This window comes from Spirosoma pulveris (assembly GCF_054781875.1).
In genome coordinates, this window is the sequence record NZ_BAAGTO010000015.1 from 78,477 (window position 1) to 95,375 (window position 16,899).

A 16,899-nucleotide genomic window follows, 5' to 3' on the forward strand; every position below is an offset into this window, starting at 1 on the left:
ATGGACAGACATCCCTGGTTTTCCAAGCTAACGACGTTACTGGCGCTATCCCTGCAGTTGGGCATGGGAGTCGTACGGGCGCAGGTGGCGCAACGGGGCATAACGTACTATGTCGAGTCCGCCCGGCAGACCTCCCCGCTCCTGCTCGACAACCGGAATCAGCTACAGGCCAATGCTCTCGAAGCCCAGCGGCTTCAAGCCCTGTACACAAAGCCTTTAGTCCAGTTGACCGGAGCGGCCCAGTTCGCCCCCATTGTCTCTACCGACAACGGGGGCGTCAGGCCGGAGCTAAACTCGCGCGGGGCTGACCAGTATATTGGGTATGATCTGGCCGTCTCAAACGGGGGGCTCTATCAGGGCCTGATTAGCGTGAACCAACCCCTTTCCAATCTTTTTCGCGCCAAAGCCTACGCCGAACCGTTTGTCCTGGCTTCCCAGATTGGGCAGACAGTAATTCGGCTTGGCCAGCACGATGTCGAACGGGCCGTTACCGACCAGTATATTCTTTGTTTGCAGGACCGCCTACAGGTGCAATACACCGATAGTTTACTGCAACTGATGGCTGAGCAGCGGGGCATCGTGCGAAAATTCGTTGAATCGTCGCTACTCAAGCAATCGGATCTGACGCTGGTAGACATCGAAACGGAAACACAACGGAATCTACGGGTCGGCTATCAGACCGCTTATCGGCGCGATGTGCTGGAACTCAATGCCCTGAGTGGTCTTACCGATACGACGGTCGTTGAACTGGCTCCCCTGCAGTTGATGATGAATGCTGACATCGGGCCGGTTGAATCCGGCTTTACCCGGCGGTATGCGCTGGACAGTTTAGCGCTAGGGGCTCAGCAAACCATTTTTGAGTTGCGCTATAAGCCACAATGGAATTTTATCGCTAACGGTGGGCTTAATACGTCCTACTTACCTGATTTGCCTCGCCGATTCGGATTTAGCGCGGGTGTGTCGCTCATCTGGACGCTCTACGATGGTCACCAAAAACGCCTGAACGCCCAGCGAACGGCCATTCTCCAGCAAAGCTATGGCAACTACCGCCGGTTCGCGATCAATCAAAATGGCGTGCGTCGGGAGCGGATACGGGGAGAGCTTCGGGGGCTGGAGAGTCGCCTGCTCGTCTACCAGCAGCAAATCGCGGGGTACCAATCGGTATTGGCTTCCTATCGCCGGGAGCTGTTGCAGGGGCAACTTCCCATCATCAACTACATCACGGTCGTCAAAAATATGGTAGCCGTCCGCCGGGATGCCCTACTCCTCGAATCCAACCGACAACTCCTCATCAATGCGTTCAATTATTATAACTGGTAGCCTCTGGCTTACCCTGCTCGTGGCGCTGGCTTCCTGTAGCTCCTCCGAACAGACTAATTCCACGACAACTCAGGATCAGATTTCTCCCTGCACGCCGGTGACGGTACAATCAATAGAGCGGGGCGGTATCAGCAACAGTCTGACCCTGTTTGGTACTACCCTCTACCTGCGCCGGAACGCCGTAACGGCACCCGTAGCCGCCTTTATAACCAAGGTCTATATCAGTTTAGGGCAGCGGGTGAAAGCGGGTCAACCGCTCTATCAGCTCGAAACCAAAGAGCGTCGGGCCTTGGGTAATTTATCCGTTGGGGGCGACTCAGCACTATTAGGGCGAATCATCGTCAAGGCGGCCTCGGGTGGTCTGATCAGTACTTTCGATAAGCAACAGACCGGCGATTATGTCCTGGAAGGTACTCAGCTTTGTACTATTGCCGAGGATAATGCGCTAGCTGTTCAGGTCAACGTTCCCTATGAGTACCAGGCATTGGCCAAACCAGGACGTAGATGCCGGGTTCGACTGCCCGATGGGCGCGCTCTGACCGCTATCTTCCAGACGCCTTTGACGACAGTCAATGCACTGGCCCAGACCCAGAGCGTGCTGGCCCGTATGACAAGTTCGGTACCCTTGCCCGAAAACCTCACCGTGCAGGTCGATGTGACGAGCCAGGCCAATGCGCAGGCTCAACTGTTGCCTAAAGCCGCCATACTCAGTGATGAAATGCTCCAGCATTTTTGGGTCATGAGACTAATTAACGACAGTATCGCCGTTAAAGTCCCCGTGCAGTTGGGCGAAAAGACCACGACGACTGTCGAAGTGAAAAGCCCAATTTTTGGGACTGGCGATCGGATCATCACAGAAGGCAACTATGGCCTGCCTGATACGGCCCGGGTGCAGATAAACGCTAAGCAGCTATGATCGAACAACCAACCGTATCGGAGCCCGTTCGTCGACCCGACCAACCCAAACGGTCGTATTTCGAGGTGTTTAGCCGCCCCATTCTGTTTACGGGCGTGTTGCTGCTGCTGGCGGGTATCTACGCCTACACTCGGATGCAGACCAATCTGTTTCCCGAAGTGTTGTTTCCGCGCGTGTCCATCATTGCCGACAATGGGCAGCAGCCCATCGACCGGATGATGATTACGGTTACCAAACCCCTGGAAAGCGCCGTGAAAAAGGTCAATGGGGTAACCATCGTGAAAACCAGCACCAGCCGGGGTAGTTGCACCATTGACGTGTTTTTTGAGTGGGGGCAGAATATCTACACCCAGAAGACGCAGGTGGAAAGTCGCATCAACGAGATTCGTAATTTTCTGCCACCCGGGGTGAACCTGTCCATCGAAGCCATGAACCAGTCCCTGTTTCCGGTCTATGGATTCACGTTGGAAAGTGATCGGACCGCGCTAGGTCGACACGGACTGGTGGCGTTGCGTGACAAGGCGAACCTGTTGGTCCGGCCTATCTTCTCCCAGGTACCCGGCATTTCCAATGTCGTGGTGCGGGGTGGCAAGGCCAAGGAGGTTGTCATTCTGCCCGATGCAGTCAAAATGGCCTCGGTCAATCTATCGATTTCGGCGCTGATGACGGCCATCAATGCCAACAACAGTGTCCTTTCTAACGGGTATATGGTCGATTACCGACGACTCTATCTGACCCTGACTGATACCCGTGTGCTGGATGTCGATGCATTAGGGGCACTGATTGTCAAAAATGACGGCACCCGGATTGTTCATCTGTCCGAAGTGGCCCGCATCGAAGTCCAGGAGCAGCAGCAGGAATTTCTGGTAGTCAATGCCAACGGCCATCAGGCAGTTCAGATTGATCTGGTCAAACAGCCAGCTATCAATTTGATTGATTTCGCCAAAAACGCTGAGGCTAAAGCCGTTGAAATCAACCGGATTCTGCCCAAAGGCATGCACGTCAAGCCGTACTATAATCAATCGGCTTTCGTGGGCGATAGCATTCACAGCGTAATTAAAACGATCTATGAAGGGTTGATTCTGGCTATTCTGGTGATGATCGTCTTTTTGCGATCCTGGCGGGCCTCAATGGTGGTGCTACTGACCATTCCTGTTACGCTGGCTTTTACGGTGCTGGTACTGTTCGTAGTGGGCATTACGATTAACATTATGTCGCTGGGGGCCATAGCAGCCTCAATCGGTTTGATCATCGATGATGCCATTGTTATTATCGAGCAGATTTACCGGGGACATGAAGAGGAACCCAGGAAGAATAAATTTGCCGTCGTGCAGGAAGCAATTCATACCCTTTTTCCGGCCATGGTTGGCTCTTCGCTCAGTACCATCGTCATTCACTTTCCGTTCCGATTGATGAGTGGACTGGCCGGTAGTTTCTTCCGGGAACTGTCGGATACGATGCAGATCACAATGGTTTGCTCATTTCTGGTAACCTGGCTTCTGCTGCCGGTGCTGCATCTGCTAATTAGCTTTAAGCTGCCGGGGCCGCGTTCGGCGAAAAATGCCAAACCGATTGACGAGGCCGCCAACGTTCGTCAGCTAAGCTGGCTAACGAACCTGTTCACCAAACCGCTAATCTCCCTCGTATTTGTGGGGTTACTGGGTGTTGGTACCTGGTGGTCTTACAGTCGATTGGAAACGGGCTTTCTGCCCGATCTGGATGAAGGCACGATCGTACTGGATTACTTTACGCCCCCGGGTACGTCCATTCAGGAAACGGACCGGATACTGCGGGAAGCGGAAAAAGTCATTGCTACCCATCCCGATGTAGCTACCTATTCACGCCGAACGGGTATCCGCATGGCCTTTAAGGGCGTCCCCCCCAATTTCGGTGACTATTCCATTCAACTCAAATCGAGCCGTACGAAAACTACGGTCGAGGTCATTGATCAATTGCGCACGCGCATTCACGCCGTGGAGCCGGTTTTAGCTATCTCCTTTGGTCAGCGCATTGCCGACTTGCTGGGTGATTTGATGAGCACCTCCCAGCCAATTGAGATCAAGCTGTTTGGCGATAATTATGCACTGCTTCAGCGTTTATCCAAACAGGCATCGGGAATACTCGAAAAGGTGCCGGGCATCGTCGATGTGAACGATGGTCTGGTGGAAGCGGGGCCATCACTGGTCTTCGAGCCAGATCAGGAAAAATTAAGTCAGTATAAGATTGGGCTAACCGATTTTCAAACGCAGTTAACAGCCTATACGGGCGGGGTGGCCCTGGGACCTAATGCTGCCCAGCCAGTCCCATCACCGGCACAGGCCGCGCTAACGGCGGGTATTCAGGTGGGTTCGTTTCAGGACGGGGAGCAGATGCGTCGGATGGTACTTCGGTTTTCCAACTTTACTGCGAATGATCTGGATAAAATGCGCAACGTGTTGATCTTTCTGCCCGATGGCACCACACGCCCCCTATCGTTTTTCTGTACCGTGAGCGTACTGGCGGGTGAAATAGAGCAGCGCCGGGAGGATCTTAAATCGACTGTTGTGCTCACGGCCCGGCTGGATGCACGTGATCTAGGTAGCGCCATTAAAGAGATTCAGACCCAATTTACTCAGAAATTACCCTTACCACAAGGCTATACGATCGGCTACGGCGGAGCCTATTCGGAACAACAACAATCTTTCAGAGAATTGCTATTGATTCTGACACTGGCCTCACTGTTGGTGCTGGCCGTTCTGATGTTCTTATTCAAAGACTGGTGGCTGTCAGTGCTGGTGTTAGTGTTGTCGCTACTAGGAATTACAGGTTGTATTGCGGCTCTTTTTCTGACGAATATTCCCCTGAACGTCAGTAGTTATACCGGTATTATCATGATCGTGGGAATCATTGCGGAGAACGCCATTTTTACCGTCAATCAGTTTGAGCACACGCTGGCCCGCACCGGCGACGTGGAGGCATCGGTTAACTACGCCATTGCTTTGCGATTGAGACCTAAACTGATGACAGCCATTGGTGCCATTCTGGCCTTAATGCCCTTGGCCCTTGGTTTTGGACTAGGAGCTCAGATGCAGCAGCCCCTGGCCGTAGCCGTCATTGGGGGCTTTGTCGTGGGGCTGCCGCTGCTATTACTGGTTTTGCCGACTCTATTGCGACTGCTTTATGACTGGAAAAACTCTATGTCTGTGCACCCGTTATAGAAAGCAAAGTATTAATCAATCAGCTTCATTGGTCTGTTCTATGAGAACTATAAAATATAAATGGCTCCCAGCGTTCATACTAAGTGGTTGGTTATGGATGCTGTTAGCCTGTAGTCCGCAGGCTCAATCAAATCCTACTCCCACGTCGGTAACGCTTCACCTATTAGCCGACGGCACAACTGATCAGGCCAAATCCCTGCAACAAACCATTGACTCCTGCGGAGCGACCGGGGGTGGTACGCTGATTGTACCAGCCGGAAGATACCTGATCAGTCCTATCAGCCTGTGCAGCCGCGTTAATTTGCAACTGGCTTCAGGAGCCACGCTACTGGCCAGTACCAACGCGGCCGACTATACTCCTAAACTACCCAACCTAATCAATGGCGATTCCCTGACCGACGTGAGTCTAACCGGGACAGGTACCATTGACGGTAATGGGGCCGTCTGGTGGCAACGGTTTATCGACAGTGGTAAAACCCTGAACCGGCCACGCCTGATTTACCTGACCCGCTCCAGAAACGTAACCATCGATGGGCTGACGCTGATTAATTCGCCGTCGTTTCATCTGGTTCCCAGTCAGTGCCAGAACGTAACGATTCAGAACCTGACCATCACCGCCCCGTCCGACTCCCCCAACACGGACGGCATCGACCCGGCCAACTGCACCCACGTCCTGATCCAGAACTGCACCATTGACAATGGCGACGATAACATTGCTATCAAAGGCGGACGCAGTAATGGGCAGATCGTTCAACCCTGCCAGGATATCCAGATTCGGAACTGCCGGTTTCTGCACGGGCATGGCTTATCAGTAGGGAGTGAAACCTCCAGTGGGGTATCGAGTGTCTCGGTAACCAACTGCACGTTCACCGGTACGACCAATGGTATTCGCATTAAGTCGCAACCAGGATTGGGCGGGGCCATTCAGAACCTGTCGTACAGTCAGATTACCATGACCAACGTGACTAATCCGTTGATCATCGATCTGGCCTATTCGCTCAATAATAACAATGGCTACGCGAGTGACATCCCGTCGGTGTCGGGCCTGACCATCGACCAACTAAGTGTGACGGGCGCCAAAAACGCGGGGAGTCTGGTAGGGTTGACCAATAGCCTGCTCCAGAACCTGACTTTATCAAACCTGCAAATCAGCGCCCAGACGGGACTGGTGTTGCAAAACGCCCGCAATATAACGATGAGCGCCTACCGTATTCAGGTTAGCAGTGGGCAGTCGGTCATTGCTCAGAACGCTACGGGTACTGGCTTTTGATGAAATAACGGCTTCGTGCTTCAACCAATTTTTAGTAGGTTTATCGAGTTGGTAGCGAATTTATGGATGCTGATTAGTTGGGCAAATGCAGGTAAACGAAGAAGTGATTCTGTTTTTTTTCGTCCTTAAATGGAGATTTCGCTGAAACTGATCATCTCATTCCGAAATCGACTGACCACCTGTTTCGCTCTAAACTGACCACTTTAATCCCCTTTCCAACAAAGTGTTAGCTGTAATTTGATGAGCACCACTGGTGGTCAAAATGCTACGGAATCCACTGGTCAATACCTCTGAAATCTCCAGCTTAGTCCCAGCCCCATTTTTTAAATATTCCATGCCCAGCTTCGGAGCGCAGAAAATCGACAAACTGCCGGACTATAGCGGGTTGGCGAGTCGTTTTGCTCAGGGCAACGGGCGTGCCCCGGTAAACCGTTTCCGCAGCGGGCAACCGCACTAGGTCCGTCTCGGCCGTCAGCCGGTTGTGCCACGACGAGTAGGTGATCCAGGCATCGTAGCGGCTGTCCTGCTTCCAGGCGGCAATGCCCAGTGCTGAATTGGCAAACGACTGGCCGATGTTGGCCTGAATGCCGCCAATCAGCTTCTGCCGCCCGGCAAGATCTTCCCACAGCCCTAGTTGCCCCGCTCCGTTGACGTCCAGTAGCGTAATACCAGGGCGGGTCAGGTTGCGCAGGGTCTTGATGCCTTTGGGGTTGCCCGGACGGACCAGGATGGCTGCGGCCCGGCGGTAGAGTTCCGTGCGGCTACCGGCGTCGATGAGGTCAGGGTGGGCGGCTGTCAGTTGGGTCAGCATATATTCCGAGCCACCAAAGAACAGGTCGGCCCGCTGCTGCGCCTGCGGGAGCCAGTTGGCTTCGGGCCCAGCAATTACTTTAACCGGGTGGCCGGTTTGCTCGCCAAACAGCGTAGCGCATTCATTCATGGGACCCAGTGGTCCGCCGGGGCCGTAAACGTACAGCGTGTCGGTCGTGGTTTGGGCATCGGTCAGCAGGGGTGTCGTCATCAGCAGGGCGATTAACAGAGTTTTCATAGGCGATTTGTGGTTTTGGCGGCTAAATCCGGCATGGACTTATCCGCTATTTCTGGGGCAAAAGTGCGCCCGCCCGCTCAGTAATGTTCATGCTATTTCTGAATGGCCCCTTACGAATGGTGATTGGCACAGGTAGTCAAATTGGTGGACCTTTACCCCGGCTAACGAACAACGTTGTATCAAAATAACGTTGATTATTGACTTATTAAACTCCTTGTCCATGACTTTTTCAGCCACGAAAATCCAGCCGTTCAGCTGCTGGCTGCTGCCGCCTGACGACCAGCCCACGTCCGATGCCGTTCACCTCATCCGACACGACGGCTCGGCAGGTCCTAGCCGCCGGGAAGCCTACCCGCAGCCCTATCAGCTGCTGATGCTGGTGGTGGCTGGGACCGTCGTACAGACCGTCGATGAGCAGGTCTGTCTGCTTCAGGCTGGGGAACTCTGCTACGTGCGACCCGGCCAGGTGCAGGGCTGGACAATGGATGAGAACACCCGCGCTTATCTACTCTTCGTCCGCCCAACGCCGGGCCACCAGCCAGCTGACCCGACGGCCTGCCGCTGGTCGTTACCACCGACCGATTTCCGGCTGGGGCTGCTCGACCGGCTTTTCGGGCAGCTTCACGCCGTCTGCCACGCGAGTGGGGCTAACCGGCCGGAGCGGGTCACCGGTCGGCTGCGGCCGTTGCTGGGCTGCCTGGACCGGCTGCTGGCCGATACAGCCCGCTACCAACCCGATTAACCAATTTCCCTCATGACAACGGATCAACTTCCCGTGACCGCGCCGACGGCGACCGGCCACGAACCACACTCGTTCTGGACCCGCTACGTCTTCAGCACCGACCACAAGACGATTGCCAAACAGTTTCTACTGACGGGCATGGCCTGGGCCGTGATTGGCGGGGGAGCATCCATGCTTATCCGGCTTCAACTGGGCTTTCCCAGTCTGCACCTGCCCATTCTGCACGCGCTGCTGGGCCGCTACACGTCCGAGTCAGGGCAGCTCACCCCCGACGGCTACCTGGGGCTGGTGTCGATGCACGGGGCTATTATGATGTTTTTCGTGCTGACGGCGGGGCTGAGCGGCACGTTCAGCAACCTGCTCATTCCACTTCAGATTGGTGCCCGGGATATGGCGTCCGGTTTCATCAATAGGCTTTCCTACTGGTTTTTCTTTGCGGCCAGCGCGGTCATGTTTTCCGTGTTTTTAGTCGAAACGGGGCCACCCGAAGGGGGCTGGACGGTTTACCCACCCTTGAGCGCGCTACCTCAGGCATCGGGTGGGTCGGGGCTGGGTATGGTGCTATATCTGCTGGCCTTCGCCTTCTTCGTCGTCTCCACGCTGCTTGGGGGCATCAACTACATCGCCACGGTGATCAACTATCGTACGCGGGGGATGTCAATGAGCCGCCTGCCGCTGACGGTCTGGGCGTTTCTGTTCACCGCCATCATCGCTACGATGGCCTTTCCTGTGCTGCTGTCGGCATTTCTGCTGCTATTTTTCGACAACTCGATGGGCACTAGTTTCTTTCTCAGCGAGATATACGTGGGCGGGCAGGCGCTGCCCGAAACGGGTGGCTCGCCCATTCTCTACCAACATCTGTTCTGGTTTCTGGGACACCCCGAAGTCTACATCATCTTTCTACCCGCCCTGGGGATTGCCTCCGAAGTCATCGCTACCAACGCCCGAAAACCCATTTTTGGCTACCGGGCTATGATTCTTTCGATGGGAGCCATTGTTTTTCTGTCGTTCGTAGTCTGGGCGCATCATATGTTCGTGTCGGGCATGAATCCGTTTCTGGGGTCGATCTTCATGTTTCTGACGCTGGTGATTGCCGTGCCCTCAGCGGTAAAAGGCTTTAACTACATCACCACCCTGTGGCGGGGCAACATTCGCTTTACCCCCGCCATGCTATTCGCTATTGGGCTGGTATCGTTTCTATTCACCGGGGGCGTAACGGGTATCGTGCTGGGTAATTCGGTGCTCGACATTCAGTTGCACGACACCTATTTCGTGGTCGCCCACTTCCACCTGATTATGGGGTCGGCTTCGTTTTTCGGCACGATGGCGGGTATTTATCATTGGTATCCCAAGTTGTTTGGCCGGATGATGAGTGCCAACTGGGGCTACGTGCATTTCTGGCTGACGTTTGCGGGAGTATACCTGGTCTTTTTTTCCATGCACTACCTGGGCATTGCGGGCTTTCCGCGTCGGTATTACGCCTTCACCAGCTACGATTTTACCCACGCCTTCGCCGACATGAACGCCTTTATCAGCCTGGCAGCATTCGTCACCTTCGGCGCGCAGTTCATTTTTCTGGTCAACTTTTTCGGGAGTATGTTCCGGGGAAAGCGCGCCCCGCAAAACCCCTGGCACTCGAATACACTCGAATGGACGACGCCCATCGTGCCGCCCCACGGCAACTGGCCGGACGAGCTGCCGCTGGTGTACCGCTGGCCCTACGACTACAGCAAACCCGGGGCGCCCGACGATTTTATTCCGCAGACGGTACCCTATGCGCTGACGCCCGAATCGAACCTGCCCCATGAGCAGGCGCTGGTGTCGGCGGAGCGTGAACTGAGCTTAGTTCAGAATCGGGCATAACCATTTGTGATTGGCCGGGTTAGCTCTAAACAATGACCTTTGTTTCAATCAACCGGGGCACCTGCCCTTATGACCATGAAAACCCTACATCACCCTGCTCAGCCCTGGTGGCTCATGCACCTGCACAACGTTTGTTACGCGCTGATGGGCGTCGCCCTGCTCATTCACCCGACGGAAACCTCACCCCTGCGGACCGGGCTGCTCGGTGGCCTGCTATTGCTGGCGGGCATCTGCACGCTGACGCTGGGCATGCACCGTCGGCAGCGGGGTGACACCGATAACCTGTGGTTCATTCTCTCCAGTGGCCGCGACATTATTTTCGGCGTCTGGCTGCTGGCGGTGATGAATCAGCCGATGGGCGCTATGATCAACACCATCGGGCTGTGGGCCATCATCTACGCCTTTTTGCAGGCCATCGAAGCCAACTTTTACTTCCTGGGTACCCGCGCCAACGAAGACAAAGACTACTGGGTCGAAGTCATCCACTTTGCTTGCGTCTTCATCGCCGGGGGCTTTGCCTTCCTGCTCATCATGCGCCCCGACGGACTGACGGCCAGCCTGGGCTACGTGGGGCTGTTTCTGGTGGGGCTAGGGTTGGTGCAGGAACTCCTCACCCGGATGCTTCAGCGCGACGCCACCCGCTACGTTAACTAAGCCGCACCATGACACATGTCCTGCTCTTAGTACTGCTGGGTCTGGTGGCCGGGGCGCTGAGTGGCCTGATCGGCATCGGGGGCGGCATCATCATCGTACCGGCCCTGGTACTGCTGTTCGGCTTCTCACAGATCACCGCGCAGGGAACGGCCCTGGCCACGCTAATTCCGCCCGTTGGCCTTTTAGCCGCTTACGCGTACTACCGCGAGGGAGCCATCGATCTGCACGCGGCCATCTGGATTGCGGCTGGCTTTCTGATCGGCGGCTTCTTCGGGGCCAAAATCGCGACGGCCATCCCGGTCAACCTGCTGACCAAAGGCTTTGCCCTGCTGCTCGTCTTTATCGCCGTGAAACTGTGGTTCGGTGGTGCTCACTAACTAATTTCTTTTTGATGAATACTAACCCAACACCCCCCAACCCCTTTCGTCGGCTCGTCCGGTTGCTCATGGCCCTGGGTGGGCTAACGGCCCTATTAGTCGTGGGCCTACTGCTGACGCTGATGCTGTGGCTGAACGGCTCGGCCACGCAGCCGGTGGCGCTGGCGAGGGCCACCCGCACGCCGGTGAGCACGGCCGCGTCGACTGCCCCGGCCGCGCAGCCTAAACCCGCCTACTGGCACCCGCCCGGCGACAGCCAGTTACCCGCGGGTGAAGCAGGCAGGCGAGTCAGCTACGGTCGCGAACTAGTGGCGCACACGGCGAAATACCTCGGTCCGGCGGGGTCGGTGAGGCACCTGTCCAACGGCATGAACTGCCAGAACTGCCACCTCGACGCCGGTACGAAGGTGCTGGGCAACAACTATTCGGCCGTTTTCTCGACCTACCCCAAATACCGCGAACGGTCGGGCACCAAAGAAACCATCGTCAAGCGCATCCGCGACTGTTTCGAGCGCAGCCTCAACGGACGCTCGCCCGACAGCAGCAGCCGCGAAATGCGGGCGATGGTAGCCTACATGAAATGGCTGGGCACCGGTGTACCCAAAGGCGACAAACCTAACGGGGCCGGGCTAGAAAAGCTGGCTTACCTTGACCGGGCCGCCAGCCCCGACAAAGGTAAGCTGGTGTACACCACCAAATGCCAGAGCTGCCACGGGGCCAAGGGGGAAGGTATTACCGTCGCGGGCGACGCCCAGTATACCTACCCGCCCCTGTGGGGTCCCCACAGCTACAACGACGGCGCGGGCCTGTTCCGGCTGTCGAACTTTGCGGGCTACGTCAAGAACAATATGCCGTTTGGAGCCAGCTACGAAAGTCCGATGCTGACCGACGCGGAAGCCTGGGACGTGGCCGCGTTCATCAACTCGATGCCCCGGCCCCACCGGGACCAGCGTCACGACTGGCCCAAACCAGCCGCCAAGCCCGTCGATTTTCCCTTCGCGCCTTACGCCGATTCATTCAGCGAAAAGCAGCACAAATACGGCCCCTACCAGCCTATCGCCGACGCGAAAAAGAAAGCGACAAAGGCATAAAGTTATCCCGTTTCCAGCGGGTAAACCAACGTTAATTCTCAACTTTTTAACAACAAACCTGGCATGAAGACTCTGAAAATTCTGCTCCTCACCGCCTGTATCGGCGCAACGCTACCCACAATGGCCCAGATCACCAACCCCGCCACCTTTCACGGTGCCGACGCTACCAAATCGACCTACCGGGCCGTCTATCAGCTCGACAATGAAGAGCCGGATCGAATCAAAGGTACGCTCCGCAACATCCAGAATGCCATCAACGACCCGCGCCTAAAGGGTAAACTACAGCTCGAACTCGTGGTGTTCGGGGCGGGGGTTGCAGCTTTCAAAAAAGAGAGTGGCTACGAAGAAACGGTGAAGAAACTCCAGGACCAGGGCGTGGTGCTGGCGATGTGCGAAAACACCATGCGCGAACGCAAAATCACCAAAGATGAGCTGTTTCCCTTCCTTTCCTACGTGCCCAGCGGCAACGGCGAACTGATCATCCGGGGGCAGGACGGCTGGACGATTATACACCCTTAAAAAGTCTATGGTATTCAGGTTACGGCTTACGGTGGTCAGACGAGTCGATATGCCGTACGTCTCGTGGGAACATCGATGCGCCAGTCCCGGCAGGTCCGCCGGTGCGGGGGAACCGCAACTGAAAACCGAAATTCAAAAACTATAAACTCCTATGAAACTCCCCCTTCTGACCGCCCTGCTGATGAGCACTCTGTCAACCCAGGCCCAGCCGATGGCCGATAAACCCCACCGCTACGACCCACCCTGGAACGAGCCGCCCACCGGGGGCGTGTCGTTTACCGTACCCGGCGTCGACAATGTACCCGACCTCTACGGCGACATCGTCAACCCCCAACTTGTCGTCTTTATGGGCGGCAATCAGTTTATGGTGCTCGATGAACTGCTGACGGCCTTTAAAAAGCAGTACCCGGCCTACACCCGTATTTTCGTGGAAACGCTGCCGCCGGGTATCTTAGCGAAGCAGATGAACAGCGGCTCCATCGTCATCGGCAACATGCGGATCGACCACCAGCCCGACGTGTACCTGGGCGGTAAAAAACGCGTCGAGGAAAACCGCGACAAACTCAACGGCATCGTCACCTACGCCCGTAATAAACTGGCGATCATGGTCAGAAAAGGGAATCCGAAGCAGGTGAAAACGCTCAACGATCTGGGTCGGGCCGACCTGCGGGTAAGTATGCCCAACCCGGCCTGGGAGGGTATCGGTGGGCGCATCGAGGAAGCCTACGTCAAGGCCGGGGGCGACGCGCTGAAGTCGGCCATCATGCAGCAGAAAGTAAGCGACAAAACCACCTTTCTGACCCAGATTCACCACCGGCAGACGCCCATGCGGGTGCTGTACGATCAGTCCGACGCGGGGCCGGTCTGGTACACCGAAGCGTTTTACCAGCAGATGCTAAAGAACCCGGTTGACCTTGTACCGATTCCCGACAACCACAACGTGGTAGCCGAGTACATGGGTGGTGTCGTCAAAACGGCCCCACACGCCCAGGCCGGTGCCGACTTCGTGAACTTCCTGATGAGCCCAACGGGCCAGGCGATCTACAAAAAGTACGGCTTCATGCCCCCAAAATTGTAAGGACCAGCCCATTGCCGACGCAACCTCTGCACCGGTCTGTCCGTATCAGTCCATAATGTCATCACGTCTAAAAAAAGCATAAAAATGATTGTACCCAAATCACTACTGATTGGCATGCTGGCGCTGAGTGCCACAGCCTGTATGGATCACCGGGAGCCGCCAATCGACTTCTCGCCGACGGTTCACATTGTCTCGCCCGTAGCCAACGCCCGCGTAGCCCGGGGGGACGGCCGACCAGGAGCCGGTAGTTTCAACGGTAGCGGTTTCGAGATCAACGTGGAAGTAATTACCCACGACTCGGTCAACGTTATTACCAACGAAAGTCTGAACATCCGTAACACGGCCCTGCTGGGTAATCCCAATCCCAATATGCCGGGACTCACGGTTACCTTCGACACGGATCTGATCAAGCCCGACGGGGGGATCATTCCGAAAAACACGAATCTGGCGAACCTGTTCAACATTGCCGGTACCGACGACACTCCCGGTGCAGGCGTCACGATGTGGACCGGGTGGCACGTCCTGGAATCGCTGCCGGTGGATGTCAGCCAGTTCACCATCACAGTATCGGTTCAGGATAAGGCGGGCAAAACGGGTACCGATAAAATTACCCTTGCCGTTGCCAGCGGTGCCGGTGTGGCTACCAGCGGACAGGCCTTGACCCCGCTCCCTCTACCAACCCTCAACACGACCGGAGCCGATAATCCGGCTGGACCGGTGGTGACGATACTGGCGCCCCGTACGCCTTCCAGCGTAGCAACCGGCCCCACTGCCGCCCCGACCCCACCCACCAACGCATCGCTGTTTTTCGTCCAGGTATCCGCCCTCGACGTAAGCCGGGCGGGCATTGGCGTCAATGAAAACGGGGATGGACGCGATGACGCGACCCGGGGGACGATTGTTGACCCTACCCAGTCTTCCAAAGGGCCTAATCGCTACGTGACCGGGCTGACGGTGACCTTCGACGTCCCCCTGTTGCAACCCACTGGCAACATCATCGTGGCTGGCGACAACCTGGCCCCCGTATTCAACATTGCGGGTAGCGAACTGGATCCAACCGGGTACGTGCGCACGACCTTCGGTTGGGTCGTTGGTGGCTCGCTACTGCTGCCGCCGGGCAAAACGTCGGTTACGATTACCGCGCGGGTAACGGATAACACGGGCAAAACCGGAACCGCAACCCGCGTCGTGCAGATCAGTCCCGTTGTCAATGGACAGCGATTAACGCCGAATTCATAGTCTAGAACGCCCGGTACCGGGCGTTTTGGCTTATCTTTAGGTTCACCTCAACCCGAAAACAACCCATGCGCTATTTTATCCTGCTGCTCGTCACTAGTTTATTGACTGGCTGCGACCACAAACTGGACCCCACTCTTCCGGGAGACACCAATCCGGTGATGATTTCGTCGCTGGACCGGGTGTACACCGCCGATCAGAGTTCCAATACCGTTTCCGTTATTGATCCCTCCACCGACAAACTGCTGGGGCAGATCAAATTCGGTACCGGTCGCCCCGATCATCTAAGTCCACTCTACAACCACGAGGTAAATGTGCATGGGCTGGGCGTTTCGCCCGACAATCGGTATCTGGCCGTGGTGTCCACGCTCACTAATTCGGTTTCCTTTGTGGATTTGATGACCAATCTGGTCAGCATGAAAACCTACGTGGGCCGCAACCCACACGAAGGTTTTTTCTCGCCTGACGGCAAGCAGTACTGGCTGGCCGTGCGGGGCGAAAACTACGTTTCCGTCATTGATATGAGCACCCAGCAGGAAATTAGGCGGGTCGTTACAGCGAACGGGCCCAGCATGGTCGTCTTTCGGCCCGATGGGCTGGTGGCCTTCGTGAATCATTCGTTTACCGCAGAAATCGACGTCATCGATACCAAAACCTACCAGGTAATCAAACGTGTTCCGGTGGTGAGCCCGTTTTCGCCCAACCTGGCGGCCACCTTCGACGGCAATCAGGTCTGGTTTACCCACAAGGACGTTGGTAAAGTCAGTGTGCTCAATGCCCGAACGTATGAAATTGAAGGCGTGATTGATACCGGGCCCGGCACCAACCACGTGAACTTTGCCGGTCCTGACGGGGGTACCCGTTACAGCGGCAGTGCGGCCGGTGCGTTTGCCTACGTAACCGTCGGCGGGGAAAACGCGGTGAAGGTTTATAGCCGGGACCGGCAGTTGGTGTCCACCATACCGACGGGTCCCAATCCCCACGGCGTCTGGCCATCGGGCGACGGCAGTAAGGTGTACGTTGGCCTGGAGAACGGCGATGCCGTCGACGTGATCGACACCAAAACGAACACGAAGCGAACGGAAATCGCCAGCGGCCAGGCTCCCCAGGCACTCATCTACGTGGTGAAAGCGGTGCCGCCCCCCGCCACGGGCCTGACGAATCTGGTTCCCCTGGCCAGTGGGCCGCCCCTTAACGTGCGCCTGAGCCCGGTGGGAACCCCGCCCGTTCCAGGGGTGGGGGGTGGAGTAACGCTTCGCACCATCGATGGGGTGGATGAAGCAATTCTGATGCTCAAGAAACTGGCTCCCACGACGACGTATACCCTATACCTGTCCGATCAGAAAACCGTGGCGGTTAACCCGGAGGCCGTGCTGAGTTTCACCACTGACGATCAGGGGGCGGTGGAGACCTATGCCTATTACCAGATAAAGCTGCGATTGACGGGCCGGTATATGCTGGTTCTGCAGGGCGACAAAAACCCGGCCGCTGCGGTGGTGCTGAGTACACCCTGATCGGCCGCAGGAGCACCGGGGATGTTCCCCGGACAAACCAGTTCGTGTCCAGATTCACGACTCTTTGCCTGTCA

The 16,899-nt window shown here is 56.2% G+C and carries 14 protein-coding genes; 13 read left to right on the plus strand and 1 reads right to left on the minus strand.

Annotated elements, in window-relative coordinates; all coding sequences use genetic code 11:
• The 4 genes from ACYVJM_RS28670 to ACYVJM_RS28685 are packed head-to-tail and all read left to right on the plus strand — an operon-like array spanning nt 1 to nt 6,703.
• Complete coding sequence (locus ACYVJM_RS28670; RefSeq protein WP_012931379.1) at nt 1-1,320, plus strand: TolC family protein; 1,320 nt, start codon at nt 1-3, stop codon at nt 1,318-1,320.
• Nucleotides 1,295-2,236: an efflux RND transporter periplasmic adaptor subunit gene (locus tag ACYVJM_RS28675; RefSeq protein WP_460963609.1), complete on the plus strand. Its 942-nt coding sequence runs from the start codon at nt 1,295-1,297 to the stop codon at nt 2,234-2,236. The genes ACYVJM_RS28670 and ACYVJM_RS28675 overlap by 26 nt, the downstream gene beginning before the upstream one ends.
• The gene (locus tag ACYVJM_RS28680) at nt 2,233-5,433 is read left to right on the plus strand and encodes an efflux RND transporter permease subunit (RefSeq protein ID WP_460963610.1); all 3,201 of its coding nucleotides are present in this window, start codon (nt 2,233-2,235) and stop codon (nt 5,431-5,433) included. Before ACYVJM_RS28675 ends, ACYVJM_RS28680 begins: the two co-directional genes overlap by 4 nt.
• Before the next feature lie 40 nt (nt 5,434-5,473).
• Nucleotides 5,474-6,703, plus strand: coding sequence for a glycoside hydrolase family 28 protein (locus ACYVJM_RS28685; RefSeq protein WP_425291210.1), 1,230 nt, complete (start codon nt 5,474-5,476; stop codon nt 6,701-6,703).
• Nucleotides 6,704-7,007: 304 nt separating this feature from the next.
• Here ACYVJM_RS28685 and ACYVJM_RS28690 read toward each other — a convergent pair whose 3' ends face one another.
• Nucleotides 7,008-7,751, minus strand: coding sequence for a substrate-binding domain-containing protein (locus ACYVJM_RS28690; RefSeq protein WP_012931375.1), 744 nt, complete (start codon nt 7,749-7,751; stop codon nt 7,008-7,010).
• 220 nt (nt 7,752-7,971) lie between these two features.
• Between ACYVJM_RS28690 and ACYVJM_RS28695 the strand changes: the two genes are divergently transcribed.
• From ACYVJM_RS28695 to ACYVJM_RS28735, 9 genes are all read left to right on the plus strand, one after another.
• The gene (locus tag ACYVJM_RS28695) at nt 7,972-8,493 is read left to right on the plus strand and encodes a cupin domain-containing protein (protein ID WP_012931374.1); all 522 of its coding nucleotides are present in this window, start codon (nt 7,972-7,974) and stop codon (nt 8,491-8,493) included.
• A 12-nt stretch (nt 8,494-8,505) separates the two neighbouring features.
• Nucleotides 8,506-10,356: a cytochrome c oxidase subunit I gene (locus tag ACYVJM_RS28700; protein ID WP_460963612.1), complete on the plus strand. Its 1,851-nt coding sequence runs from the start codon at nt 8,506-8,508 to the stop codon at nt 10,354-10,356.
• Nucleotides 10,357-10,431: 75 nt separating this feature from the next.
• Nucleotides 10,432-11,010: a DUF308 domain-containing protein gene (locus ACYVJM_RS28705; protein ID WP_460963613.1), complete on the plus strand. Its 579-nt coding sequence runs from the start codon at nt 10,432-10,434 to the stop codon at nt 11,008-11,010.
• A gap of 8 nt (nt 11,011-11,018) precedes the next feature.
• Complete coding sequence (locus ACYVJM_RS28710; RefSeq protein ID WP_460963614.1) at nt 11,019-11,387, plus strand: TSUP family transporter; 369 nt, start codon at nt 11,019-11,021, stop codon at nt 11,385-11,387.
• A 14-nt stretch (nt 11,388-11,401) separates the two neighbouring features.
• Nucleotides 11,402-12,478 (plus strand): c-type cytochrome, encoded by a 1,077-nt coding sequence (locus tag ACYVJM_RS28715; RefSeq protein ID WP_460963615.1) that lies wholly within the window; start codon nt 11,402-11,404, stop codon nt 12,476-12,478.
• Nucleotides 12,479-12,541: 63 nt separating this feature from the next.
• Nucleotides 12,542-12,997 (plus strand): DsrE family protein, encoded by a 456-nt coding sequence (locus tag ACYVJM_RS28720; protein ID WP_460963616.1) that lies wholly within the window; start codon nt 12,542-12,544, stop codon nt 12,995-12,997.
• 151 nt (nt 12,998-13,148) lie between these two features.
• Nucleotides 13,149-14,075 carry a molybdate ABC transporter substrate-binding protein gene (locus ACYVJM_RS28725; protein ID WP_106139114.1) on the plus strand — a complete coding sequence of 309 codons (927 nt, stop codon included), beginning with the start codon at nt 13,149-13,151 and terminating at the stop codon, nt 14,073-14,075.
• 84 nt (nt 14,076-14,159) lie between these two features.
• Complete coding sequence (locus tag ACYVJM_RS28730; protein WP_245882370.1) at nt 14,160-15,314, plus strand: hypothetical protein; 1,155 nt, start codon at nt 14,160-14,162, stop codon at nt 15,312-15,314.
• Between the two features lie 65 nt (nt 15,315-15,379).
• Complete coding sequence (locus ACYVJM_RS28735; RefSeq protein ID WP_106139115.1) at nt 15,380-16,825, plus strand: YncE family protein; 1,446 nt, start codon at nt 15,380-15,382, stop codon at nt 16,823-16,825.
• The last annotated feature ends 74 nt before the right edge of the window (nt 16,826-16,899 follow it).

Coding starts and splice junctions, on each gene's coding strand:
- ACYVJM_RS28700 (WP_460963612.1), top strand. CDS start 8,506: ATGACAACGGATCAACTTCCCGTGACCGCGCCGACGGCGACCGGCCAC.
- ACYVJM_RS28720 (WP_460963616.1), top strand. CDS start 12,542: ATGAAGACTCTGAAAATTCTGCTCCTCACCGCCTGTATCGGCGCAACG.
- ACYVJM_RS28730 (WP_245882370.1), top strand. CDS start 14,160: ATGATTGTACCCAAATCACTACTGATTGGCATGCTGGCGCTGAGTGCC.
- ACYVJM_RS28710 (WP_460963614.1), top strand. CDS start 11,019: ATGACACATGTCCTGCTCTTAGTACTGCTGGGTCTGGTGGCCGGGGCG.
- ACYVJM_RS28735 (WP_106139115.1), top strand. CDS start 15,380: ATGCGCTATTTTATCCTGCTGCTCGTCACTAGTTTATTGACTGGCTGC.
- ACYVJM_RS28705 (WP_460963613.1), top strand. CDS start 10,432: ATGAAAACCCTACATCACCCTGCTCAGCCCTGGTGGCTCATGCACCTG.
- ACYVJM_RS28690 (WP_012931375.1), bottom strand. CDS start 7,751: ATGAAAACTCTGTTAATCGCCCTGCTGATGACGACACCCCTGCTGACC.
- ACYVJM_RS28725 (WP_106139114.1), top strand. CDS start 13,149: ATGAAACTCCCCCTTCTGACCGCCCTGCTGATGAGCACTCTGTCAACC.
- ACYVJM_RS28675 (WP_460963609.1), top strand. CDS start 1,295: ATGCGTTCAATTATTATAACTGGTAGCCTCTGGCTTACCCTGCTCGTG.
- ACYVJM_RS28680 (WP_460963610.1), top strand. CDS start 2,233: ATGATCGAACAACCAACCGTATCGGAGCCCGTTCGTCGACCCGACCAA.
- ACYVJM_RS28670 (WP_012931379.1), top strand. CDS start 1: ATGGACAGACATCCCTGGTTTTCCAAGCTAACGACGTTACTGGCGCTA.
- ACYVJM_RS28685 (WP_425291210.1), top strand. CDS start 5,474: ATGAGAACTATAAAATATAAATGGCTCCCAGCGTTCATACTAAGTGGT.
- ACYVJM_RS28715 (WP_460963615.1), top strand. CDS start 11,402: ATGAATACTAACCCAACACCCCCCAACCCCTTTCGTCGGCTCGTCCGG.
- ACYVJM_RS28695 (WP_012931374.1), top strand. CDS start 7,972: ATGACTTTTTCAGCCACGAAAATCCAGCCGTTCAGCTGCTGGCTGCTG.